The sequence below is a fragment of the Paraburkholderia gardini genome (assembly GCF_907164575.1).
Taxonomy (GTDB): Bacteria; Pseudomonadota; Gammaproteobacteria; order Burkholderiales; family Burkholderiaceae; genus Paraburkholderia; species Paraburkholderia gardini.
In genome coordinates, this window is the sequence record NZ_CAJQYY010000023.1 from 63663 (window position 1) to 87011 (window position 23349).

19 protein-coding genes are annotated in these 23349 nt (G+C 64.6%); 7 read left to right on the plus strand and 12 right to left on the minus strand.

Features of this window, described 5'->3' with window-relative positions:
- Window positions 1-17: 17 nt before the first annotated feature.
- From LPA34_RS19045 to LPA34_RS19070, 6 genes are all read right to left on the minus strand, one after another.
- Window positions 18-179 (minus strand): hypothetical protein, encoded by a 162-nt coding sequence (locus tag LPA34_RS19045; RefSeq protein ID WP_228981087.1) that lies wholly within the window; start codon window positions 177-179, stop codon window positions 18-20.
- Between the two features lie 125 nt (window positions 180-304).
- Window positions 305-1021, minus strand: a complete 717-nt coding sequence (locus LPA34_RS19050; protein ID WP_228981089.1) for a PIG-L family deacetylase — start codon at window positions 1019-1021, stop codon at window positions 305-307.
- A 171-nt stretch (window positions 1022-1192) separates the two neighbouring features.
- Window positions 1193-1783, minus strand: a complete 591-nt coding sequence (locus tag LPA34_RS19055) for a nucleotidyltransferase family protein (RefSeq protein WP_228981091.1) — start codon at window positions 1781-1783, stop codon at window positions 1193-1195.
- Between the two features lie 204 nt (window positions 1784-1987).
- Complete coding sequence (locus tag LPA34_RS19060) at window positions 1988-4213, minus strand: xanthine dehydrogenase family protein molybdopterin-binding subunit (protein ID WP_228981093.1); 2226 nt, start codon at window positions 4211-4213, stop codon at window positions 1988-1990.
- Window positions 4210-5211: an FAD binding domain-containing protein gene (locus LPA34_RS19065; RefSeq protein ID WP_228981095.1), complete on the minus strand. Its 1002-nt coding sequence runs from the start codon at window positions 5209-5211 to the stop codon at window positions 4210-4212. The genes LPA34_RS19060 and LPA34_RS19065 overlap by 4 nt, the downstream gene beginning before the upstream one ends.
- 11 nt (window positions 5212-5222) lie before the next feature.
- Complete coding sequence (locus LPA34_RS19070; RefSeq protein ID WP_228981097.1) at window positions 5223-5939, minus strand: (2Fe-2S)-binding protein; 717 nt, start codon at window positions 5937-5939, stop codon at window positions 5223-5225.
- 1041 nt (window positions 5940-6980) lie between these two features.
- Here LPA34_RS19070 and LPA34_RS19075 point away from each other — a divergent pair.
- On the plus strand, window positions 6981-8171 hold the full coding sequence (locus tag LPA34_RS19075) for a porin (protein ID WP_228981099.1): 1191 nt from the start codon (window positions 6981-6983) through the stop codon (window positions 8169-8171).
- Window positions 8172-8578: 407 nt separating this feature from the next.
- On the plus strand, window positions 8579-10162 hold the full coding sequence (locus LPA34_RS19080; protein WP_228981101.1) for an aldehyde dehydrogenase (NADP(+)): 1584 nt from the start codon (window positions 8579-8581) through the stop codon (window positions 10160-10162).
- Window positions 10163-10299: 137 nt separating this feature from the next.
- Here LPA34_RS19080 and LPA34_RS19085 read toward each other — a convergent pair whose 3' ends face one another.
- The 3 genes from LPA34_RS19085 to kdgD form a co-directional block, all read right to left on the minus strand.
- On the minus strand, window positions 10300-11043 hold the full coding sequence (locus LPA34_RS19085; RefSeq protein WP_228981107.1) for a FadR/GntR family transcriptional regulator: 744 nt from the start codon (window positions 11041-11043) through the stop codon (window positions 10300-10302).
- A 276-nt stretch (window positions 11044-11319) separates the two neighbouring features.
- Entirely contained in the window at window positions 11320-12669 is a 1350-nt protein-coding gene (locus LPA34_RS19090) for an MFS transporter (protein ID WP_228981110.1), read from the minus strand.
- Window positions 12670-12880: 211 nt separating this feature from the next.
- On the minus strand, window positions 12881-13798 hold the full coding sequence (kdgD, locus tag LPA34_RS19095) for a 5-dehydro-4-deoxyglucarate dehydratase (protein ID WP_228981111.1): 918 nt from the start codon (window positions 13796-13798) through the stop codon (window positions 12881-12883).
- Window positions 13799-14005: 207 nt separating this feature from the next.
- Here kdgD and garD point away from each other — a divergent pair, with 207 nt between their 5' ends.
- The 3 genes from garD (at window position 14006) to LPA34_RS19110 (ending at window position 18600) form a co-directional block, all read left to right on the plus strand.
- Window positions 14006-15595, plus strand: a complete 1590-nt coding sequence (gene garD / locus LPA34_RS19100) for a galactarate dehydratase (protein ID WP_228981113.1) — start codon at window positions 14006-14008, stop codon at window positions 15593-15595.
- Between the two features lie 97 nt (window positions 15596-15692).
- Window positions 15693-16787 (plus strand): lactonase family protein, encoded by a 1095-nt coding sequence (locus LPA34_RS19105; RefSeq protein ID WP_228981115.1) that lies wholly within the window; start codon window positions 15693-15695, stop codon window positions 16785-16787.
- A 253-nt stretch (window positions 16788-17040) separates the two neighbouring features.
- Entirely contained in the window at window positions 17041-18600 is a 1560-nt protein-coding gene (locus LPA34_RS19110; RefSeq protein ID WP_228981118.1) for a methyl-accepting chemotaxis protein, read from the plus strand.
- 66 nt (window positions 18601-18666) lie between these two features.
- Here the strand turns inward: LPA34_RS19110 and LPA34_RS19115 are convergent, their stop codons facing one another.
- Window positions 18667-19959: an aspartate carbamoyltransferase gene (locus tag LPA34_RS19115; RefSeq protein ID WP_228981120.1), complete on the minus strand. Its 1293-nt coding sequence runs from the start codon at window positions 19957-19959 to the stop codon at window positions 18667-18669.
- 88 nt (window positions 19960-20047) lie between these two features.
- Between LPA34_RS19115 and LPA34_RS19120 the strand changes: the two genes are divergently transcribed.
- Both LPA34_RS19120 and dapA read left to right on the plus strand, forming a co-directional pair.
- The gene (locus tag LPA34_RS19120) at window positions 20048-20248 is read left to right on the plus strand and encodes a hypothetical protein (RefSeq protein WP_228981123.1); all 201 of its coding nucleotides are present in this window, start codon (window positions 20048-20050) and stop codon (window positions 20246-20248) included.
- A gap of 116 nt (window positions 20249-20364) precedes the next feature.
- A complete protein-coding gene (gene dapA / locus LPA34_RS19125) occupies window positions 20365-21222 on the plus strand; it encodes a 4-hydroxy-tetrahydrodipicolinate synthase (RefSeq protein ID WP_228981124.1) in 858 nt (285 codons plus the stop codon).
- Window positions 21223-21232: 10 nt separating this feature from the next.
- Here dapA and LPA34_RS19130 read toward each other — a convergent pair whose 3' ends face one another.
- Both LPA34_RS19130 and LPA34_RS19135 read right to left on the minus strand, forming a co-directional pair.
- Complete coding sequence (locus tag LPA34_RS19130) at window positions 21233-21997, minus strand: carboxypeptidase-like regulatory domain-containing protein (protein ID WP_228981126.1); 765 nt, start codon at window positions 21995-21997, stop codon at window positions 21233-21235.
- A 327-nt stretch (window positions 21998-22324) separates the two neighbouring features.
- Entirely contained in the window at window positions 22325-23227 is a 903-nt protein-coding gene (locus LPA34_RS19135) for a glutamate/aspartate ABC transporter substrate-binding protein (protein ID WP_228981128.1), read from the minus strand.
- Window positions 23228-23349 lie beyond the last annotated feature (122 nt).

The window sequence follows — 23349 nt, forward strand, 5'->3', positions numbered from 1 at the left end:
GCTCAGCCCAGCCCGGCTCAGCGTGGGTCCGTCACCGGATCCTTGCTGGGCGGGCCGTCGGGATGCTGCGGTTCGTCGTTGTGTCCTGGCGAAGGCGGCGCGAGCGGGTCGCCTTCAGGGTCGCGTGTCGGGTCCGCGAGCGGATCGGGAACCGGGTTGGTCTGCATCTGATACGTCATACCTTACCTCGTGTCAGGAAGGCGTCCAACGCTCGCGGTGGCCGTGCCGCCCGCCGATCGCAGGACATCCTGTCTAGCGTAGGCTAAACGCAGGCTGCCTGCAGGCGCTTCTCGTGCGGCGGCACTCATTTCCTCGCATGACGCGCCGGTCTGTGCGTCATGTTCAACTGCCAGTAACGTTCCGGCGCGAATACGTCGTCGCAGCCATGCGGGCCGAACGCGCGCAACTGGCTGGCGTACGCGTTGACCGCGTGGCGCTTGACGATGGCCTGGCGCGCCGGATCGATCGTATGCAGCGTGTCCGGATGCGCGGGCGTCGCGACGATGCCGCGTCGCGCGAGTTCTTCGAGCCGTGCTTCGACGACGCCCGGCTGGCGTCGGTGAATCGCTTCCTCATAAGCGAACCATGCAAGATGCGCGAGCCGCGGCAGCACTTCACAGCATGCGTCCGAGACGAGTTCGTGATCGCTGTGAAAAAGGCCGACCGGCATCAGCAGCGTATTGGCCGTCGAGCCGTAGATGATCTCTTCGAGCGCCGCCGCGAGCGTGCCGACCGACGGCGAATCGAGGTACTGGCCGTCGAGAAACGGCATGCGCACGGGAATCGCTTCGAGCGCGGCGAGCGCGTTGTTGTCCTCGATCGTGCGGGCGTGAATCGCTTCGCGGGCGCTGCCGAAGCCGGACCGGGTGTCCCATTCGGTACGCATCTCGTGCCCGGGCGCCGCGGCGAACACCGTACCGACGGCGGCATCGGGATGTGCCGCCAGGAGCGCGCCGCAACTGAATACGGCGTCGTCGAAATGCGGGGACACAATGAAAAGACGCGGACTGGTTTCGCTCATGGCCTCGTGCGTGATGCGCAGCCAGCGTCGAAGCGGGTTATGCGCGTGCTCGTCAGACGGCTCCGTTCAGCTTAGACCTGATCGGCGAAGCTTGTGTGACCGCGTGAGCGGCGACGGCGCGCGGATCAGGTACGCGCCGGGCCAGTCACACAAGCCTGGATCAGGCATCGATCAAGCCAGCCCCAGCAGATCGTCCGGCGTATCCACGTCGCGCAGAATGCCGGGATCGTCGACGTCCAGCCGCGTGACCTCGTGCCGCCTGAAGAGCTCGCGCGCGCCGGTATCGCCGTCGAGCGCGACGAGCGCATCGAAATGCCCGGCGCCGAATCCCGCGGGATGCCCGCGCTCGCCGTTGTAGAACGGCGCGACGAGCGTGGCGCCTTCATCGAGCTTGCGGGCCACGGCCTCGACGGTCGAGATCGCGATGCGCGGCATGTCGGCGAGCGACACGATCCAGCCCTCGGCATCGCGGCTCGCCTCGACGGCGGCCGCGAGGCTCGCGCCCATGCCGCGTTCGGCGTCGCGCGAGAACACCACTTCGCAGCCCGCGTCGTTCAGCACGCGCGCGAGCGCGTCGGACCCGGGCCGCACGACGGCGAGCACGCGCGGCACGATCATCAGCAGACGGTGCGCGGCCTCGTACGCGACCGGCCGGCCATCGGGCAGACGCGCGAGCAGCTTGTTGCGAATGCCCTCCGGGTCGAAGCGCGACCCATAACCTGCGGCCAGCAGCACGCCAGTGGCGGACGACGCGTAAGCCATGGGAGGCACCGGGGAGAGGAGATGGTCCGATTGTGCGGCGCAACCCGCCATCAGGCAAGCAGGGATGGCGGCGAATGCGTCCGGGACGACGCACGATTCCATGTACCCCAAAAAAAGCGCGGTCATACCTTTCGGACATGACCGCGTGTCAATGCGCTTCAGCGTCGTTTCATGCGCGCTCTGCGCTGCGCATGAAACGACACGTCACGCCTGCGTGGAACCCATGATTACCTTGTCGAGCGTAATGGGCAAATCGCGCACACGCACGCCTGTCGCGTGAAAAACCGCATTCGCGATCGCCGCCGGTACGCCCGTGATGCCGATTTCGCCAATTCCCTTCGTGCCGAGCGAGTTGATGTGCGGATCGACTTCGTCGATAAAGCTGATATCGATCGCATTGATGTCGGCGTTCACCGGCACGTGATATTCCGCGAGATTGGCGTTCACGAAGCGGCCGTGACGGGTGTCCAGATCGGTCTTTTCCTCGAGCGCGGCGCCGATGCCCCAGACGATGCCGCCCATCAGCTGGCTGTGCGCGGTCTTCGCGTTGAGCAGCCGCCCGACGCCATACACCGAGGTGATCCGCGCGACGCGAATCGTCCCGAGGTCGGCATCGACATGGACTTCCGCGAACACCGCGCCGAACGAGTGAAACGAGAACTTCTGCTTTTCGTCGCCGGGTTTGACGCTCGCCTGCGCCTCGATCGGCTGGCCGCCCGCGCGCGCGAGGATCGCGCCGGCCGGGTCGCGCCGCGCCGCGTCCTTTATACTGATTACCCAGCCATTCTCGACGGTGACTTCGTCGGGCGTCGCGCCGTGCACGGGCGAAGCCGGATCGGCAAGCGCCATCGCGACGAGCTTGCCGCGCACCTGCGTCGCGGCATCGCGCACGGCGGGCGACACGCTCGCGACCGACTGCGAACCGCCCGATACCGGCGCCTGCGGCAGCGACGAATCGCCGAGCGCGAAGCGGATGGCGCCGGGCGAAAAACCCATCGCGTCGGCGGCGACCTGGGTCATGACGGTGTAGGTGCCGGTGCCGATATCCTGCGTGCCCGAGGCGACCATCGCGGTGCCGTCCGGCAGGATGCGGGCGATCGCCGAGGCCGCGCTGCGATTCGCGGGATACGTGGCGGTCGCCATCCCGAGGCCGATCAGCGTGTTGCCGTCGCGCATCGAACGCGGCGTTGCCGTGCGGCGCGACCAGCCGAACTTCTCCGCGCCGAGGCGGTAGCACTCGCGCAGGCCCTTGCTCGACCACGGCTTGTTTTCCTGCGGATCGACTTCGGCGTAGTTCTTCAGACGCAGCACGACCGGGTCCATCTTCAGCGCCCATGCGAGCTCGTCCATCGCGGATTCGAGCGCGAACGAACCGGTGGTCTCGCCCGGCGCGCGCATGAAGGTCGGCGTGCCGACGTTCAACGGCACGAGCCGGTGCGTGGTGGACTGGTTGGGCACGGCGTACAGCATGCGCGTGACCATCGCGCAGGTTTCCGTCCAGTCCTCGATAACCGACGTGTTCGCGTACGTGTCGTGACGCATGCCGGTGAGCGTGCCGTCGCTGCGCGCCGCGATGACGAAGTGCTGCTCGGTCATCGGCCGGCCGCCTACCGGGCCGAACATCTGCGGGCGCTCCAGCGCGAGCCGCACCGGCCTTCCGGTCTGCTTCGCCGCCATCGCGCACAGCGTCACGTGCGACCACGACGAACCCTTGCAGCCAAAGCCGCCGCCGATGAACGGCGAGATCACATGCACGTTGTCCGCGCCGATGCCGAACGTCTTCGAGACAGCCGTCTTCGCGCCCGAGACGCCTTGCGTCGAGTCGTACAGCGTGAGGTTCGGGCCGTCCCAGATCGCGAGCGTCGCGTGCGGCTCCATCGGGTTGTGATGTTCCATCGGCGTCGTGTAGACCGCGTCGATGCGCGTTGTGCCGCCGGCGAGGCCCGCGGCGATGTTGCCGCGCAGCGTGTCGGTTTGCCGGCCTTGCGGTTTATCGGGCGCGTGAGCGGTGGACTTCGCGCGTGCGAAGTCGAGCGTCGCCGGCGCGGACTGATAGGTGATGTGCAACTGACGGGCGGCGTCGGTGGCCTGTTCGAGCGTTTCCGCGACGACGACCGCGACCGGCTCGTTGCTGTAGTGAACCTGGTTGTCCTGCAGCAGCGACAGATGACGGCCCGCCGGCGGCGCGAGCGGCGGACGGCCGCCGTTGGGCAGCTTCATCGCGTTCTGGTACGTCATCACGAGGATCACGCCGGGCATCGACTGCACGCGCGCGCTATCGATCGACGTAATGCTGCCGCTCGCGACCGTGCTCGTGACGAGCACCGCGTGCGCGAGTCGCGCGGCGGGGAATTCGGCGGCGTAGCGTGCTTCGCCGGTGACTTTCAGCAGACCGTCGGTGCGGTCGAGCGGAAGACCGATCATGTTCATGCGACACCTCCCGGCTGCTGTGCGGCCAGCCTGAGCGCGCGAACGATGGACCGCTTCGCGAGTTCGATCTTGAATGCGTTGTCGCGTTGCGGCCTGGCGTCACGCAGCGCGGCCGCGGCGGCGGCCCGCAGGTTCGCATCGGTGAGCGGTTGTCCCGCGAGCATCTGCTCCGCCGCGCTCGCGCGCCACGGTTTGTGCGCGACGCCGCCAAGCGCGATGCGCGCGCTCCTCACCGTGTCGCCCTCCATCTGCAACGCCGCCGCGACGGAGACGAGCGCGAACGCGTAGCTCGCCCGGTCGCGCACCTTCAGGTAGTACGCGTGATCGCTGTATACCGGAGGCGGCAGGTCGACGGACGTAATGAGTTCGCCAGGCTGCAACGTCGTGTCGAGATCGGGCCGGTCGCCCGGCAGACGATGAAAATCGCCGAAGGCGATTGTCCGTTCACCGCGCGGACCGTTCACGTGCACCACGGCATCGAGCGCGGCGAGTGCCACGCTCATGTCCGACGGGTTCACCGCGATGCATTGCGGACTGGCGCCGAGAATCGCGTGCATGCGTGTGTGGCCGCCGATCGCGGCGCACCCGCTGCCCGGCTCACGCTTGTTGCATTGAGCGAACGCGGGATCGTAGAAGTAGTAGCAGCGGGTGCGCTGCATCAGATTGCCGCCGACGGTCGCCATATTGCGCAACTGCGCCGATGCACCCGCGACGAGCGCCTGCGTCAGCAGCGGATAGCGCGCTCGCACCGTCGCGTGATTCGCCGCGTCGCTGTTGCGCACGAGCGCGCCGATACGCAGGCCGCCGTTGGGCAATGGATCGACGGTATCGAGCCCGCGGATATGCGTGATGTCGACGAGCCGCACCGGCCGCGCGACGCCGCCTTTCATCAGGTCGAGCAGATTCGTGCCGCCGCCGATGAACGCCGTTCCCGGCTGTTGCGCGGACCGGATGGCGCCGGCGACGTCGCTGGCGCGTTCGTAGGAAATCGCTTCCATGATCGATCTCCTCAGGCCATGCCGTCGTTCACGGCGCGCACCGCCGCGACGATGTTCGGATACGCGCCACAGCGACAGATATTGCCGCTCATGCGCTCGCGGATCTCGTCGTCGGACAGTTGCGGCGGCCGCAGGCGCACGTTCGCGGTGACCGTGCTGGCGGCGCCGGCCCTGAACTCGTCGAGCAGGGCGGTCGCCGAGCACAGTTGCCCCGGCGTGCAGTAGCCGCACTGGAACGCGTCGTGTTTGACGAAGGCCAGCTGGATCGGGCTCAACGCGTTGTTGCGCGCAAGACCTTCGACGGTCGTGATCGCTTCGCCTTCATGCATCACGGCCAGCGTAAGACACGCGTTGATCCGCCGTCCTTCGACGAGCACCGTGCACGCGCCGCACTGACCGCGGTCGCAGCCTTTTTTCGTGCCCATGAGGCCGGCGTATTCGCGCAGCGCGTCGAGCAGCGTGACGCGTGGTTCGACACGCAGCGTGTACGCACGGCCATTGATGTTGAGCGTGACCGGGCGCGCGGGCACGGACGTGCGGACGGCGGGCGGCGGCGCGGCCGGTTGCTGCTGCGCGCGCACATGTGGCGCGGCGCCAACGGTCGCGGCGGCCGCCGCCGATTGCAGGAAGCGCCGTCGCGACGTGTTCGGATGCGGTGTCGAGTCGGGGCGTGTGGATGAGTCGGTCGATTCCCTGGCGGAATCCGGACGGTCTGGATGGCTGGACATGACGTTCTGCTGGCTCCATGAAAGGTCGATGCAGACTCGCGACACAGCATTGTTTCGTGCATCGGGGGGCGTCGGTTGAGTGAGCAATTTCAGTGCCGCCGGCGATTGGCGCACATGACTCAGGCGCGTGCGTGCGGGGAAGGTGAACGTCGGGGAAAAATGACAACGCGGCGCTCAACGCTGCACGTTGCGCTTAACGAACGACGAAGTAAAGTGCGTCGCAAAACCCCGCCCCGTGTGGCTTTCTGGATGAAAGCGAGGTGTCACACGACGTTTGCGAAGCCTTTCGTTATGGTTGCATCAACATCGACTTTTTCGCTCCGGAATCAGGGGTTCTGGAGCGACGTTCAAGGCACCGGCAAGCGCACGCGAAGGGACCGGTTCGTCGTCGCGTTGTGCGTCCGTGAACCACCCGCGGAGCCGCTTCGCACAGTGAACGGGGTGGCCATGACCGACGCCGGGAAAGGGGTGGGAGGCGTGGAAATTGGATCCCAATACCGTCTCATGTTGTATGACGTCACATAATAAAAGTGACGATCGTGATGCTGAGGAAACGTTGTTTTTTTGCACTTCTGCGAGATAAATAGGGGTAAGTGCCTAATTGAATTTCCGGGATTCCTCATCGATAGTACGTTGTCGTACAACAAGACAGAATTTGAACAAGTGCTTTTCGCACTGACGAAGCCGTCAGTCAATCGCGAAAACCCCGCGCGACTCTGCTTCTCGCACGCGGGCAGCGCCGGCCTCGCGCAGCGTACCGATGTGGGCGCGAAGGTAGCGGCTTCCCGGATGGAAGGAGCGCAAGACGTGCGCGGCAACCGGCGCGCGTCCGCTGACGGGTCCCGCCGGGTGACAGGTAATACGAAGAGACCGGCAATAAGTGTGAAAGGTATGCGCGGGTGGAGGGTCAGCACGAACGAAGCGGCTACCGCCACCGGGATGGACGGCATGAATGAAGCCCAATAACGCGGATCGCGCAGAACGGGATGTTGTGCAGCTGCGGCGGAAAGGCAACAACAATATTTTTACAGAGGAGTCTAAATGAAAAGAGTAATTGCAACCTCGGCCCTGGGTTTGTTCGCGATTGGCGCACAGGCGCAAAGCAGCGTGACGCTGTACGGGATCGTCGACACCGGGATTGGCTATTTGAGCAGCTCGGCGCCGAAGGTCGGTGCGACGAGTGGCGGCCACTCCGTCGTCAAGATGATCAACGGCATATGGGCTGGCAGCCGCTTTGGCTTGAAGGGCAGCGAAGATCTGGGTGGCGGCACGGCAGCGATCTTCACGTTGGAAGAAGGTTTTAACAGCGCAACGGGCGCGCAGTCGACGAGCGGTCTCGCGTTCAACCGCCAGGCCTTCGTTGGCCTGAGCAATGCCATGTACGGTGCGTTCACGGCTGGGCGTCAGTACACGGCGTACTACACGCTCCTCTCGCCGTACAGCCCGACCACGTGGCTGACCGGTGCCTACGGCGCGCATCCGGGCGATCTGGACTCTCTTGATACGACGTACCGCGTGAACAACTCGCTGGTGTATCAGTCGCCGAGTTTCCGCGGCCTGAAGGTGGCCGGTTCGTATTCGGTGGGCGGCGTAGCGGGCAGCCTCGACGCAGGCTCGACGTGGAGCGCCGCTGTCCAGTACCTGAACGGTCCGTTCGGTATCGCGGCTGGCTTCCAGCGTATCAACAACGCGACCAATGGCGGCGGTGCGTGGTCTGCAAATTCCACGACGAACCCGCTTCCCGTGTCGTCGATCAACGCCGGCTACCAGGCGGCGCAGGCGCAACAGCGTGTCGCGGTGACGGGCGGTTACGCGTTCAGCAAGCAATGGGACGTTTCGTTCTCGTACTCGAACGTGCAATACATCCCGGGGACGCAGTCGGGGTTCACCTCTGAAGCGGTCTTCAACACGGCCGGCGCAGTGCTGCACTTCAAGCCGGTTCCGACGCTGGATCTGGCTGCCGGCTACAGCTACACGCGTGCCTCCGAAGCAAACGGCATCACGAGTGCGGCGAGCTACAACCAGTTCAACCTCTCGCAGTACTACAGCCTGTCGAAGCGCACGGGTCTGTACGCGCTTGAGGCTTACCAGCGTGCCAATGGTCAGACGCTGGCCGCAGGTGGTGGTGGCATCATCAACGCGACGGCCAGCATCGGTGACGGCCAGAACGGCACGCCGTCGTCGTCGCGCAGCCAGGTCGGTGTTGGCGTGGGCATCATCACCAGGTTCTAACTGGCTGACGTGCCGGCGGCGATCTCCGGATTGCCGTTACGCGATGAATGGCCCGTCCGCCGTATTCCGGCGGCGGGCATCTGAAGCGGCGTTTCAGCCTGCTTCAGCGATGGAGCGAAGGGAATTCCCTTCGCTCCATTCTTTTTTCTGCCTCCACGTTGGCGCACCAGGGCCACCGCGCATCGTCTGTCTGCAGCGCCTTGCACAGGTCGATGTTCTTCGCGAGTGCTGGTTTGCTCATGGTTATACGTCGTCGTATATCTAGGTTCGACCGATGTAAATTCACCACACTTACGATTTCTTGACGTCGCCGGGAAATAGTGGGAAAGCGGCGACGAAAGTTGCGGCAGTAGGCGGTTATGTTGTAGGATGACCGATATCTAGGGTCTTCATCCAGGGAAAGCGAAATGTCTATTACCGGCGAAATGCTGATTGGCCGCCAAACCGTGCGCGGCAATGAAAAACCTTTGCGTGCATTCAATCCCGCCACGGGCTCCGAGATCGCCGAGCCGGTCTTCGGCACGGGCACGGTTGCGGACGTCGCGCGTGCGTGCGAACTCGCGCAGCAGGCGTTCGATTCTTATCGTCAACTGCCGCTGGCGGTGCGCGCCGAATTTCTCGAACGCATCGCTGATGGCATTACCGAACTCGGCGACGCGCTGATCCAGCGCGCGCATGAAGAATCCGGTCTGCCGAAGGCGCGTCTCGAAGGCGAGCGTGGCCGTACGACCGGCCAGTTGAAGCTGTTCGCACAGGTGGTGCGGGCAGGCCAGTGGCTCGCCGCGACGCTTGATTCGCCGCTGCCGGAGCGCAAGCCGATGCCGCGCCCGGACCTGCGCATGCAGAAGATTCCGCTCGGCCCCGTCGCCGTGTTCGGCGCGAGCAATTTCCCGCTGGCGTTTTCAGTCGCCGGTGGCGATACCGCTGCCGCACTGGCAGCCGGCTGCCCGGTGGTGGTGAAGGCGCATCGCGCCCACCTCGGCACGTCGGAGATGGTCGGTCGCGTGATTCAACGCGTCGCGCAGGAAATGGATTTGCCCGAAGGCGTGTTCTCGATGATCGTCGGCGCCGGCAGTCTGGTCGGCGAAGCGCTCGTCGCGCATCCGGCAATCAAGGCCGTGGGCTTCACCGGTTCGCGTGCGGGCGGCACTTCGCTGATGCGTGTCGCCGCGGCCCGCGCTGAACCGATTCCGGTCTATGCGGAAATGAGCAGCATCAACCCGGTGTTCCTTCTGCCCGCCGCGCTGTCGGCGCGTGGCGAGAGCATCGCGCGCGGTTTCGTCGATTCGCTCGTGCTTGGCGCGGGCCAGTTCTGCACGAACCCGGGGCTCGCGATCGCCGTCGATAGCGACGCGCTCAAGGGCTTCGTGGCAACCGCTTCGCAGGCGCTGAACGCGAAGCCCGCGCAGACGATGCTGACGTCCGGCATCCATGCCGCTTACGAGCAGGGCGAAGGCAAGCTGGCGGCGCTCAAGGGCGTGGAAGCGGTGGCGCACGGCGCCGCAGCGACGGGCCCGACGCAGGCATGTGCCGCGCTGTTCGTGACCGATGCGCAGACGTTCCTCGCCACGCCGGAACTGGAGGACGAAGTCTTCGGTCCCGCCTCGACGATCGTGCGTTGCCGCGACGAGCAGGAAATGCTGGCGGTTGCCGAGCACTTTGCCGGCCAGCTCACGGCGACCGTGCAGATGGACAGCATCGATCTGGCGGCAGCGAAAAAGCTGGTGCCGGTTCTCGAGCGCAAGGCAGGCCGGATCCTGATCAACGGCTTCCCGACGGGCGTCGAGGTTTCGCACGCGATGGTGCACGGTGGTCCGTTCCCGGCGACGTCGGACAGCCGCGTGACGTCGGTCGGCACGACGTCGATCGAGCGCTTCCTGCGCCCGGTGTGCTACCAGGACTTCCCGGCCGGTCTGCTGCCGCAGGCGCTCGCCGATGGCAATCCGCTCGACCTGTGGCGTCGTCGCGACGGCGAAATCACGCGCAGCTAGGCGACTACGCAGTCTGGCTGGCGGTATGAAAAATGGCCGGGAATGAAGCAATTCATTCCCGGCCATCTGCTTTCCGGTTTCTGGATGTTCTGGATGTGTTGCGCCGGTCGCGTGAACCGGCTGTACGGATCAGCCGTTCAGCCGTTCGCTTCGGTCGTTTCGTTCGCGCGCCTCAGGCGTTCGCGGCTGTTCGACAGGTGCATGCGCATCGCGGCGCGTGCGCCTTCGGCGTCGTGACGCGAGATCGCTTCGAGGATGCTTTCGTGTTCGAGGTTCACGAGCGACAGGTAAGCGTCCGGCTCCGCATGCGCGATGCCGGCCGAGTCGAGCCGGTTGCGCGGAATGAGCGCGCTGCCCATCTGCGAGAGGATATCGACGAAGTAACGGTTGCCGGTCGCGCGCGCTACCGAAATATGAAACTGGAGATCCGCGTCGACACTGTCCTGACCGTTCAGGCGCGTTGCCTCGATTGCGTCGAGCGCGGTGCGCATGCGCGCGACGTCGTCGGATTTGGCGCGTTGCGCCGCGAGACCCGCACATTCCGTTTCGAGGCTGATACGCAGTTCGAGGATCGACAGCACGTCGCGCAGCGTGGTGGCGGGCACCATGTCGATGCCGAGTTTCTCGCGCGGCGGTTCAAGCACGAAGCTGCCGATGCCGTGCCGCGTTTCGATGATCCGGCCGGCCTGCAGACGCGAAATGGCCTCGCGGATCACGGTGCGGCTCACGCCCAGGGCGACCATCAGTTGCGATTCCGTCGGCAGTTTGTCGCCCGGCTTGAGCGCGCTGGACGCGATCTGCTCCGTCACGTAATTGACCACGTACTCGGCGAGATTGCGGGCGCGTCGTGCCGGCGCCGCGGATGCCAGTGGTGTAGCCATCGTATGCGCCCTCGAATCAGATAGTTGCAGAGATATGCTGCAATTGATTATACCGTCGTCTGATGACTGGCCAGATAAACCGCAACTCACTTGCATGGGGCCGGAGTAAGCGCTGAAGCGCCAACTCCGACCGACACGCGAACTCTGGTCGACAGGTGAGCTTTTCCAGGACCCGCGCACGGCGTCGGGATGACCGCCGCGCGCAGGAAGGTGCGCGCGCCCGTCAATGTGCGCCGATCCGGCGATGCGATTGCCGCGCGCCGGGAACGTCGGTGATTAGCGCGGGCGCAGTTCGACCCGTTTGATGTCCTTCACGATCACGAGATAGCTGAACACGGTGATCAACGCGTTGATGCCGACGAATACCAGCGCGCCGTTGAACGACCCCGTCCGCGCGACGAGATAGCCGATGACGATCGGCGTCACGATGCCGGCCGCGTTGCCGAACATGTTGAAGATCGAGCCCGACAGACCGAGTGCTTCCTTCGGCGACGTATCCGCGACGACCGCCCAGCCGAGCGCGCCAATCCCTTTTCCGAAGAACGCGAGCGACATCAGCGCGACGACGAGCCAGTCGGCCGCGACGTAATTGCAGCCGATGATGGAGACGGACAGCAGCATGCCGCCGACAATCGGGACCTTGCGCGCGAGCGTCAGCGAATGGCCGCGGCGAATCAGCGAGTCCGACAGGAAGCCGCCGAGCACGCCGCCGGAAAAACCGCAGATCGCGGGCAGCGAGGCGACGAGACCGGCATGCAGGATCGTCATGCCGCGCGCCTGGACGAGGTAAATCGGGAACCACGTCAGGAAGAAGTAGGTGAGCACGTTGATGCAGAACTGCGCCAGATAGACGCCGAGCAGCATCCGGTTGCCCAGCAGCTGGCGCACGAGCAGCCAGCCGCCGGTGCGCGCGACGTCTTCGGGCTGGGCTTTCCGGTGGCCGTTCACGACGCCGCCACCCTGCTCGATATAGTCGAGCTCCGCGCGCGAGACGCGTGGGTGGTCGGCGGGGTTTTTCATGACCTTCAGCCAGGTGAAGGCGAGGAGGAGCCCGACGACGCCCATCACCAGATAGACCGCGTGCCAGCCGAACGCGTGCGTGAGCCATGCCATCAGCGGCGTGAATACGACGGCGGCGAAATACTGCGCTGAATTGAAAATGGCCGATGCCGTGCCGCGCTCGGTGGTCGGAAACCAGCTGGCCACGACTTTCGCGTTGGCCGGAAACGCCGGCGATTCGGCGGCACCCATCGCGAAGCGCAGCACGAAGAGCGCCACGACCGCGGCAGCGCCGCTACCGAGCAGGCCGATCGAGCTTTGCAGCAGTGTGAAGAGCGACCAGAAGAAGATGCTCACGGCGTAGACCCGCCGTGCGCCAAACCGGTCGAGGAGCCACCCGGCGGGCAGTTGCGAGAGCACATACGCCCAGCTGAATGCGGAGAAGATGTAGCCCATCCTGATCGCATCGAAGCCGAACTCCGTGCGCATCGCCGAGCCGGTCACCGAGAGCGTCGCACGGTCCGCGTAGTTGAACGTCGTGATGACAAAGATCAGCAGCAGAATCGTATAGCGGACTTTCGTGCGCCTCTCGACGTGTGCGGGGTTCGCTGTGCGGCTCATTTCCATGATGATTTTCCTGACGGTTCAGGCGGGGGACGGGTGCTCCCCAGCTTCGATACGGCGCCAGCCGGCACTGACACGGCCTGCCTTTCGACGCGATCGGCCACGCAGTGCGCGTCAGCCGTGAATCTGGCAAAAACGCCCGGCAACGCATGCGTTGCCGGGCGCTCCTGCTGGCCGCGTGGCGCACGTAACCGTGGACCACGCGGCTGGGCGCTTACTGCGCGCCGAGCTTCTTGATGAGAACGTCGAGCTGGCTCATTTCGTCCTCGGTCAGATCGGTCAGCGGGGCGCGCACCGGCCCTGCGCCGTGGCCGACCAGCTTTGCGCCAGCCTTCACGATGCTGACTGCGTAACCGGCGCGGCGATTGCGGATCGCGAGGTACGGCAGGAAGAATTCGTCGATCAGCTTGCCGACCGTGGCGTGGTCGTTCGCGGTGATCGCGCGATAGAAATCCATCGCCGTCTTCGGGATGAAGTTGAACACGGCCGACGAATACACCGGCACGCCCAGTGCCTTGTAGGCCGCGGCATAGACTTCCGCCGTCGGCAGGCCGCCGAGGTACGAGAAGCGGTCGCCGAGGCGGCGGCGGATCGTCACCATGTTTTCGATCTCGCCCACGCCGTCCTTGAAGCCGATCAGGTTCGGGCAACGGTCGGCCAGACGCTCGAGCATGTCGGCGTTCAGCTTCGAGTTCGCGCGGTTGTAGATGATCACGCCGATATCCGGCACGGACTTGCACACTTCTTCAGCGTGTGCGGCGATGCCTTCCTGGCTCGCTTCCGTCAGATAGTGAGGCATCAGCAGAATGCCGTTCGCGCCCAGACGCTGTGCTTCCTGTGCGTAGGCGATCGCGACGCGCGTCGGGCCGCCAGCGCCGGCCAGAATCGGCACCTTGCCCTTGCAGACTTCCATGGCCGTGCGCACGACGTTCGAGTAGTCGTCATGGGTCAGCGAGAAGAATTCGCCCGTGCCGCCGGCGACGAACAGCGCCGATGCGCCATAGGGCGCGAGCCATTCGAGGCGCGCGGCGTAGGTGTCGGCGCGAAAATCGCCCTGTTCATTGAAGTCGGTAACGGGGAAGGACAGAAGGCCTTGCGAAACGATCTGCTTCAGTTCCTGCGGTGTCGTCATGATTAAGTATCCTGGGCTACGGGGTTCGGTACAGAGATTTCTTATACGTCATCGTACAACAAGAAATTGAGCACGACAACCGGGATTTGGCGGCATAATGGACGACATAGGGTTAATACGGACCGTCCGTGCATCATTTCATGTTGTAGGATGACGTATGAATTGGTTGGCGTAGCAGGCGCAGAGAGCGCCATAAGGATCGATGCAATGGAACTGACTCCGCTCTACATTCGCGTTCACCCCAATGACAATGTCGCGATCGTCGTCAACGACGGCGGCCTGGGTGAGGGCGCGGTGTTTCCCGATGGTCTGGCGCTGCGCGAGCGCGTGCCGCAGGGGCACAAGGTGGCGCTCGCCGATCTCGCGGAAGGCGATGAGGTCATTCGCTATAACGTGGTGATCGGCTATGCGCTCAAGGCATTGCCGAAGGGCAGCTGGATTAACGAACATGTGATCCGGATGCCGAGCCCGCCAGGGCTCGAGGACCTGCCGGTCGCGACCATCAAGGCGCCGGACATGCCGCCGCTCGAAGGCTACACGTTCGAGGGCTACCGCAACGCCGACGGCTCGGTCGGTTCGCGCAACATTCTCGCTATCACCACCACCGTGCAGTGCGTGGCCGACGTCGTCCAGCACGCCGTCACGCGCATCAAGGCCGAGCTGCTGCCGCGCTATCCGAACGTCGACGACGTCGTCGGGCTGGGCCACACGTATGGCTGCGGCGTCGCGATCGATGCGCCCGATGCGATGGTGCCGATCCGCACCGTGCGCAACATCAGCCTGAACCCGAACTTCGGCGGCGAAGTGATGATGGTGAGCCTCGGCTGCGAGAAGCTGCAGCCCGAACGCCTGATGCCGCCGGGCACGATTCCGATCGCGGCGGCGTCCAATACCGCGGAAGTCGCCGACATCGGCGACCTCACGGCCGATTCCAACGGCGACGTGGTCGTGCTTCAGGACGACGCGCACGTCGGCTTCCAGTCGATGATCGACTCGATCATGAAAACGGCCGAAGGCCATCTGAAGCGGCTGAACAATCGCCGTCGCGAGACCTGCCCGGCGTCCGACCTCGTGATCGGCGTGCAGTGCGGCGGCAGCGATGCGTTCTCGGGCCTGACGGCCAATCCTGCGGTGGGCTTCGCGACCGACCTGCTGGTGCGCGCCGGCGCGACGGTCATGTTCTCCGAAGTCACCGAAGTGCGCGACGGCGTCGACCAGCTGACCGCGCGCGCGGCCAACGCGGACGTGGCCGCGGCGATCATCCGCGAGATGCAGTGGTACGACGATTACCTGAAGCGCGGCGGCGCGGACCGCAGCGCGAACACCACACCGGGCAACAAGAAGGGCGGCCTGTCGAACATCGTCGAAAAGGCGATGGGTTCGATCATCAAGTCGGGCAACTCGGCGATCTCGGGCGTGTTGTCACCGGGCGAAAAGGTCCAGCAAAAAGGCCTGATTTACGCGGCGACGCCGGCAAGCGATTTTATCTGCGGCACGCTGCAGCTGGCGGCGGGCATCAACCTGCACGTGTTCACGACCGGCCGCGGCACGCCGTACAGTCTCGCGGAAGTGCCCGTCATCAAGGTGGCGACACGTTCGGATCTCGCGCGCCGCTGGCACGATCTGATGGACATCGATGCGGGCACGATCGCAACGGGCGACGCCACCATCGAAGACGTGGGCTGGGAGCTGTTCCGCCTGATGCTCGACGTGGCGAGCGGCCGCAAGGAAACCTGCGCGGAGAAACTCGGGCTTCATAACGCATTGACGCTGTTCAACCCGGCGCCGGTGACCTGAGCGCCGTGCCGTGCGCGGCTTGACGTAGCTTATGTGGCTCAACGTGGCCTTACCACCAACCAGAAAATAACCAGACCAGATGTCCATCAACCCATTCATGACCAGAAAAACAATCCTGAGCGCGCTCGCAGGCACGCTGATCGGCCTTACCGCTTCAGGCGCGAGCCACGCGGCCACCTATGCGTATGTATCGAACGCCGACAGCCAGGATATTTCGGTGTTCAGCCTGAACCCGTCGACCGGGGCGCTCGCCGCGGTGCAGACAGTCGCCGTCGGCGGCACCGCGATGCCGATGGCGCTTTCTCCAGATCATCACCATCTGTATGCCGGGTTGCGTTCGAAGCCGTATCGGGTCGTGAGCTTTGCGATCAATCCGCTCGATGGCCATCTGATCCAGCTGGGCACGGCACCGCTCGCTGAGAGCATGGCGTATCTGTCGACCGACGCGACCGGCCGCTATCTGTTTTCCGCGTCGTACGGCGGCAACCTGCTCGCGGTCAACCCGATCGGCGCCAATGGCGTGGCGGGCGATGTGCAGCAGACCATCCCCACCGGCCCGATGGCGCACGCGATCCGCAATGCGCCGGATAACCGCTATGTGTTCGCGTCGGTGCTCGGTTCGGATGCGTGGCTTCGTCTGAAGTTCGACGCGTCGAACGGCCATCTCACGCCGGATGCCGCGCCTGCGTATGCGCTGCCGGAAAAGTCGGGCCCACGCCACTTCGTGTTCTCGGCGGATCATCGCTTTACGTATCTGATCGACGAACTCGACGGCAAGCTGCATACGCTGGCGTTCGACGCAACCCGCGACACCGTCAAGCCGATCCAGACCATCTCGATCCTGCCGGAAGACTTCAAGGGCGACAAACCGTGGGGCGCGGATCTTCATCTGACGCCGGACGGCCGCTTCCTGTACGCATCGGAACGCACGTCGAGCACGCTCGCGGTATATCGCGTCAATCAGGCCACCGGCAAGCTCACGCGGATCGGCACGTATCCGACCGAGAAGCAGCCGCGCGGATTCAATATCGATCCGTCGGGCAACTATCTGCTGGCAGTGGGACAGCTGTCGACGCAGATGCGCGCATACCGGATCGACCGTAAAACGGGTGCGTTGCGTGCAATCGGCGAGTACCCGGTGGGCAAGAATCCAAACTGGATCGAGATCGTGCAGTTCGACGGCTCGAACTGATCCCGGGAGGCGCATCACGCTGGTACCTTCGCGCGCAGTTCGCATGCGCGCGAATGTATTGGGATCGATTTTGAATGGCCCGTGCGTCCGACGCACGGGCCATTTTTTTGGGCATTCGAAGTATGCCGATGCCGCATTTGCATCGTGCGCGATCAGCGCCGCATTTAACTCATGACGGGATGCTGTTTTTGCTCAAGTCGCCGGACGTGCATGCCGTTAACAGGTCATCGTACAACTCGGGGTCGAAAGCGGCATGCGCAACATATCGGTTCAAAACAGTCTCCTTGGCATCTTTCTGATTTTCGCGGCGATGATCGTGTTTGGCGGCGTGGTCGGCGTCGCGACGCTGAGTCGCGCGAACGCCAACCTCGAGCGCATTCATGGCATCGCGACGCAGGAAGTTCTGGTGAACGACGGCTACAAGGATTCCACCCGCACGCGTGCCGCGTTGACACGCGCGTACTCCGCGCTGAGGGAGCGCAACGATCTCGCGACGCGCGATTCCGCGCTGAAAAGCGCGGCGACCACCTTCAACCGTGCCGCCGGGGAAACCGAATCGTTTCGCAATGCGGCGAAGTTCGACGGTCTCGATGAAGACCTGAAGCAGCAACTGATCGAATCGTCCGCGCATCTCGCGTCGATCCTGAAGCAGGCCGACGACGCGCTGCGCTCGGGTGACACCAACACCTACGTGCAGATCAACGATCACGACATCACGTTGGCCGGGCAGGCGTATACCGCCAACGTCGAAAAATTTCAGGCGCTGGCGAACCAGCTCTCGAACGATGCCGCCGCGCAGGTCGACACCGAATACCTGCGCGTCGTCACGATGGTCATCGTGGGCGTCTGCGCTGCGCTGGTGCTGATCGTGTTCGCGCACTTCGCGTTGCGGCGCGTCGTCACCGTGCCGCTGAAGGACGCGGCCACGATGCTCGACCAGATCGCGAAGAACGATCTGACAGCGCGCATTCCCGAAGCGGGCAACAACGAGATCGGGCAACTGTTCGCCGCGATGCGCCGGATGCAGCGCGGCCTCTCGCTGACGGTGGCGAACGTGCGCAGCAGTTGCGAGGCGATCCATACCGGCGCGCGCGAGATCGCCGCGGGCAATCTCGATCTGTCGAGCCGTACGGAGCAGCAGTCGGCGGCGCTCGAAGAGACCGCGGCCAGCATGGAGGAGCTGACATCCACCGTGAAGCAGAACGCTGACAACGCGCAGCAGGCGAGCGAGCAGGCCGCGAGCGCCGCACAGGTCGCGCAGGACGGCGAAAGCGTGGTCGATCGCGCGATCCAGACGATGAGCGTGATCACCGAAAGCTCGCGCAAGATCGCGGATATCACCGGCATGATCGACAGCATCGCGTTCCAGACCAACATCCTTGCGCTCAATGCCGCGGTCGAAGCCGCGCGCGCCGGCGAGCAGGGACGCGGTTTCGCGGTCGTCGCAAGCGAAGTGCGCAGCCTCGCGCTGCGCAGCGCGGACGCGGCGAGGGAAATCAAGGCGCTGATCGGCGCGTCGGTGCAGGACGTCGAAACCGGCAACGCGCTCGTGACGCGTGCGGGAGAATCGATGCGCGAGATCGTCGGTGCCGTGCGCAACGTCGCGACCATCATGAGCGAGATCAAGTCGGCGACGATCGAGCAGGGCACGGGCATCGAACAGGTCGGGCAGGCCGTGAGCCAGATGGATCAGGTCACGCAGCAGAACGCCGCGCTCGTCGAAGAGGCGGCGGCTGCGGCGAGCGCACTGGAGGATCAGGCGCAGTCGATGACGGAAGCGGTCGCCGAATTTCGCCTGAGGGCGGTTGCGTGATCGTGGAGGGTTGAAGTTGCGGCGAGCTGTGACCGGGCGACAGGCCTGTCACAGCCCTTCGACCATTCAGTCGATGCCGTGAAACACGGCGTCATCCGGGCCGAGATACGCGGGCGGACGCCACGCCGCATCGCGCATCGAATGTTGCACGAGCTTTTCGACGCCGAGCAGCACCGCGAAAATCGCCATCCGCACGGGAATGCCGTTGTCCGTCTGGCGGAAAATCGCGAGCCGCGAATCGTGATTCAGGTCGACGCTCAGATCGTTCGCGCCAGGGCGGCTGTCGCGCGGCAGCGGGTGCATGATCAGCGTGTCGCTGCCGCACACGGCATCCACGAGCGCCTCGTTGATCTGGAAGTCCGGCGTGTAGCCTTCGAACGATTCGTCCTTGAAACGCTCTTTCTGGATACGCGTCGCGTAGACCACATCCGCGCCGCGCAGGCCAGCCGTCAGGTCGTGCGTCTGTTCGATCACGTGCCCGTTGCGCGAGATCTGTTCGAGGATATACGACGGCATTTCGAGCATCGGCGGCGAGACCAGCGTGAACTTGATGCCGCGATAGAGCGCAAGCAGCTTCACGAGCGAGTGCACCGTACGGCCGTATTTCAGGTCGCCGACGAGTGCGATATGCGCGCCATCGACGATCTTGCCTAGCCGCGAGAACTCGCGCTGGATCGTGTACAGATCGAGCAGTGCCTGGCTTGGGTGCTCGCCGGGGCCGTCGCCGCCGTTGATCACCGGAATGTTCGTCGCGCGCGCGAATTCGGCCACCGAACCCTGGTCGGGGTGGCGGATCACCAGCGCGTCGACGTAGCCGCTCATCACGCGGCTCGTGTCGTAGATCGATTCGCCCTTGGCCATCGACGAAAACGTGAAGCCGGTCGTATCGCACACCGAGCCGCCGAGGCGGCAGAACGCGGCGCCGAAGCTCACGCGGGTGCGCGTGCTGGCCTCGAAGAACAGATTGCCGAGCACCGCGCCTTCGAGCACGCGCGAGATTTTCCGGCGGCGCGCGATCGGCTGCATGATGTCGGCCACGCGAAAGAGCGCTTCGACGGAATCGCGCGAGAACTGGTCGACGGACAGCAGCTGCGGCCGCCCCTCAAAGAGCATCTGGCTCGCCAGCGATTGTGAGTCTACGCTTTGCGTATAGCTTTCAGTCGGCGCGCCGTTGACCACGATTTCCGACACGAAGCGCTCGACGATCTCCGGCATCGCGCGCGATTCCTGCGAATCGTCGGGCAGGAGCCACGTATCGAGTGCCCGGCGCGATACGCCGATGCGGTTCGCGAAGCTCTCGCGGGTCATGTTCATGCGACGCATCGCGTCGCGCAGGAAGGCTTGCTGTGGAACGCTCATGCGGATCACCCGTCGGTGGTGAGAAAAGCTGGTTATATACGCGGTGCGTATATTAGTTCGACGGCAGGAGAAGTCAAGCTATTTTGCGATGACGACTCACGAAGGCGCCCGCCTTTGCGAGATAGCGCGGTTGCCGGTTACACTGGCGCTCATGCAAATCCGTCCCATCCGCCGCCTGCGTCCTGCCGCCGTCGCTCCTGCGAGTGTCGTCGTGCGCGCCTGCGCGATGGTTTCGGCACTGGCTCAAGCGATTGCGCAAGCCAAAGCAAAAAAACAGCTGCTCATCTGACCGGAGCCTGCTGTTCCGTCAGATGTGTGACGGAACAGCGAGCCCAGGTCCAGCCTCGACGTCCCTTTCCCGCACTGCCTGACGGAATCGATACGGTCACGTTTCGAGGATTAGTCATGTCGATTTTTTCGGGTATCTGGATTCCGCTCATCACGCCGTTCGCCGGTGGCGCGGTCGATCACGACGCGTTGCGCGCGCTCGTCGGTGGTTATGTGAAGGCGGGTGTGTCGGGGTTCGTCGCGCTGGGCACAACCGGCGAACCCGCCGCGCTCGACGACGCCGAGCAGGCCGCCGTGCTCGCAACCGTGCTTGCGGCGGCGGGCGACGTGCCGGTGATCGCGGGCGTGTCCGGCAATCATGCGGCGACGCTGCGCGAGCGCGTCGCGCGGCTCAACGACGAGCCGGTCGCCGGCATGCTGATCTGCGCGCCGTACTACATCCGGCCTTCGCAGGCGGGGCTGGTCGATCACTTTGCGTCGCTCGCGGACATCAGCCGCAAGCCGGTCGTGATCTACGACATTCCGGCGCGCACCGGCGTGCGCATCGAGACAGAGACGCTGCTGACGCTGGCCGCGCATCCACGCATCGAAGCCGTGAAGGATTGCGCGGGCTTGCAGGACACCACGCTCACGCTGATTCTCGACGGCCGTTTGCGGGTATTGGCCGGCGACGATGCGAATCTCTTCACGACGCTATGCATGGGCGGCGCGGGCGCGATCGCCGCGTCGGCGCATGTACGTACTGAGCGTTTTGTCGCGCTCTATCGTGCGCTGGCGGCGGGGCGGCTCGACGAAGGGCGCGCGATCTGGCATTCGCTTGCGCCGCTCGTGCGCGCGATGTTCGACGAACCGAACCCGGGGCCGGTGAAGTCCGCGCTGGCGGCGCAGGGCGTCATCGGCGGCGGACTGCGCGCGCCGATGACGCGTGCATCCGCCGCGCTGCAGCAGCGGTTGCGGGAACTGGTCGCCATGTGAGCGCGCGCACTTACATCATTCCGCCCGAGTTCGCGCTTCCCGCGTTGCCGGTTCCGCCGCCCGCCGTTGTGCCCGGCGAGGTGGCGGGCAGCGGCTGCGCGGCGCCGGCTGCCGTGACGAAGGACAGCGTGGCGCTCTGCGCTCCGCCGTCGTCGATCGCGCCGGCTGCCTGCAGCGCGTCGAGATCGTGGTCGAGGCCCTCGTTGTCCGGAACGAACGGCGTGGTCAGAAAGTCAGGCACGGACAGTGTCAGTGCAAAGCGCTGCTGGAGACTGCTGACGACGGCGGTCTGCGCATCCAGCACGTCGGTCTGGTTGCCGAGCACCTGCTGGAACCGCGCGTTGCCCGCGAAGCCGGTGAGCAGCCCCATCTCGTTCGTGCCGAGCTGGCCGCCGAGGTATCCGAGCAGCAGATCCGTCTCGGGCGTGACGTTGAACGTGCCGCCCGCGAACGCGACGGAATGGAACGGGGTGCCGCCGGCCGTGGCCGTGATGAGGCAGGGCGGCACCGCGCTCAGCGTGAGACTGAACTGACCGTTGGCGTCGGCGCTCGCGCTCGCCGATCCGCGCACGCAACTCGCGCTGATTGTGGCGCCCGCCAGCGGCTTGCCGCTCGCGGCCGTGCCCGACACCGTCATGTTTACGGGTGTCGCAGCGGCCGTGCCGGCGCTGACGCCCCCGTCTCCACCCCCGCCGCACGCCGTCAGTGTCGCAAGCAGGGCTGCGCACGATGAAGCCAGCGCGGGGTGCGAAAAGCGCGTGATCTGAATGTTCATGACAACCTGCCACCGGTCGATGAGACGAACGCATCCGCGCGCTGCGGTAGCGGCTACGCCGCCTGCGCGTGGTGGACTATCCGACGTAAACGGCAGGGACGGTGCGCGTATTCCGCATGCGTGCGATTTCTACGTTTCGGTGGTGAGCGGCGTAGCGGGGCTGCTGTTTGCATTGCTGCTCATCGGTCGCCTGGTCGAGAAGCCGTTGCATCGGTTCTGGATGCAACGGCCAGAACGCGAACGCAACGAAATCACAGCCACCGACGACTGATACGCGACGCCTCACGCCGCGTATTCATCGATGCAATTCGACACAAGCCGCACGCGTTATTCGAATGCCTTGTCGTTCGGATTCGCGTAGAGCTTCTGGAGCGAATCGCTCATCGGGAAATCGAAATTGATGTTCTTCGGCGGCACGGGTTTCATGAACCATTTGTCGTACATCGCCGTGAAATCCGGTTCTTTCATGACTTCGGCCAGCGTGTCATCCACCAGTTTCCTGAACTCGGGGTCGTCCTTGCGCAGCATGAATCCATATGCTTCCGATGACTGCGGCGTGCCGGTGATCACCCAGTCGGAGGGCTTCGCGGTCAGCGTGCGCGTGCCCGCGAGCAGCACATCATCCATCATGTAGGCCACCGCGCGGCCGGTCTCGAGTGTGAGCCGACCCTCGCCATAGTCCTTGGCGCTGATGATCTGCATGTTCATCTTCTTCTCTTCATTCATCTTGCGCAGGATGCGCTCCGACGTCGTGCCCTGATTCGTCACGACGGTCTTGCCGGCGAGATCGGGGAAGTCCTTGATGCCGCTGTCCTTGCGCGTCAAAAGACGCGTGGTGGCCACGAAAAACGTGTAGGAGAACGCGACCTGATTCTGGCGCGACGTCAGGTTCGTCGTCACGCCGCACTCCAGATCGACTGTGCCGTTCTGCACGAGCGGAATGCGGTTTTGCGACGTCACCGGCACGAAGCGCACCTTCAGGTCCGGATGCTTTGTCTTCGCCTTGACGGCCGAAATCACGCGGTTGCACAGATCCTGCGAAAAACCGACCACCTGGTTGTTCGTGTCGACATACGAAAACGGCACCGACGTTTCGCGGTGCCCGATCACGATCAGGCCACTGCTCTGGATTTTCGCGAGCGTGGGTGTGGCCTGCGCGAAAGCGCCCGGCGTAGCGGCGAGACCAGCAACGAAACAGGCGGTGAGAGCGGGCAGTATCGAAGTTTTCATGGCACTTGACGGTCGGTTCTGGATTGAACTGGATGTGCACGAGGCTGAGGGCCAGGTGCTGCGTTTCTCTACATATGTTGCCATGAAAAAATAAAACGCAACATATGTTAAATACCAGGTTG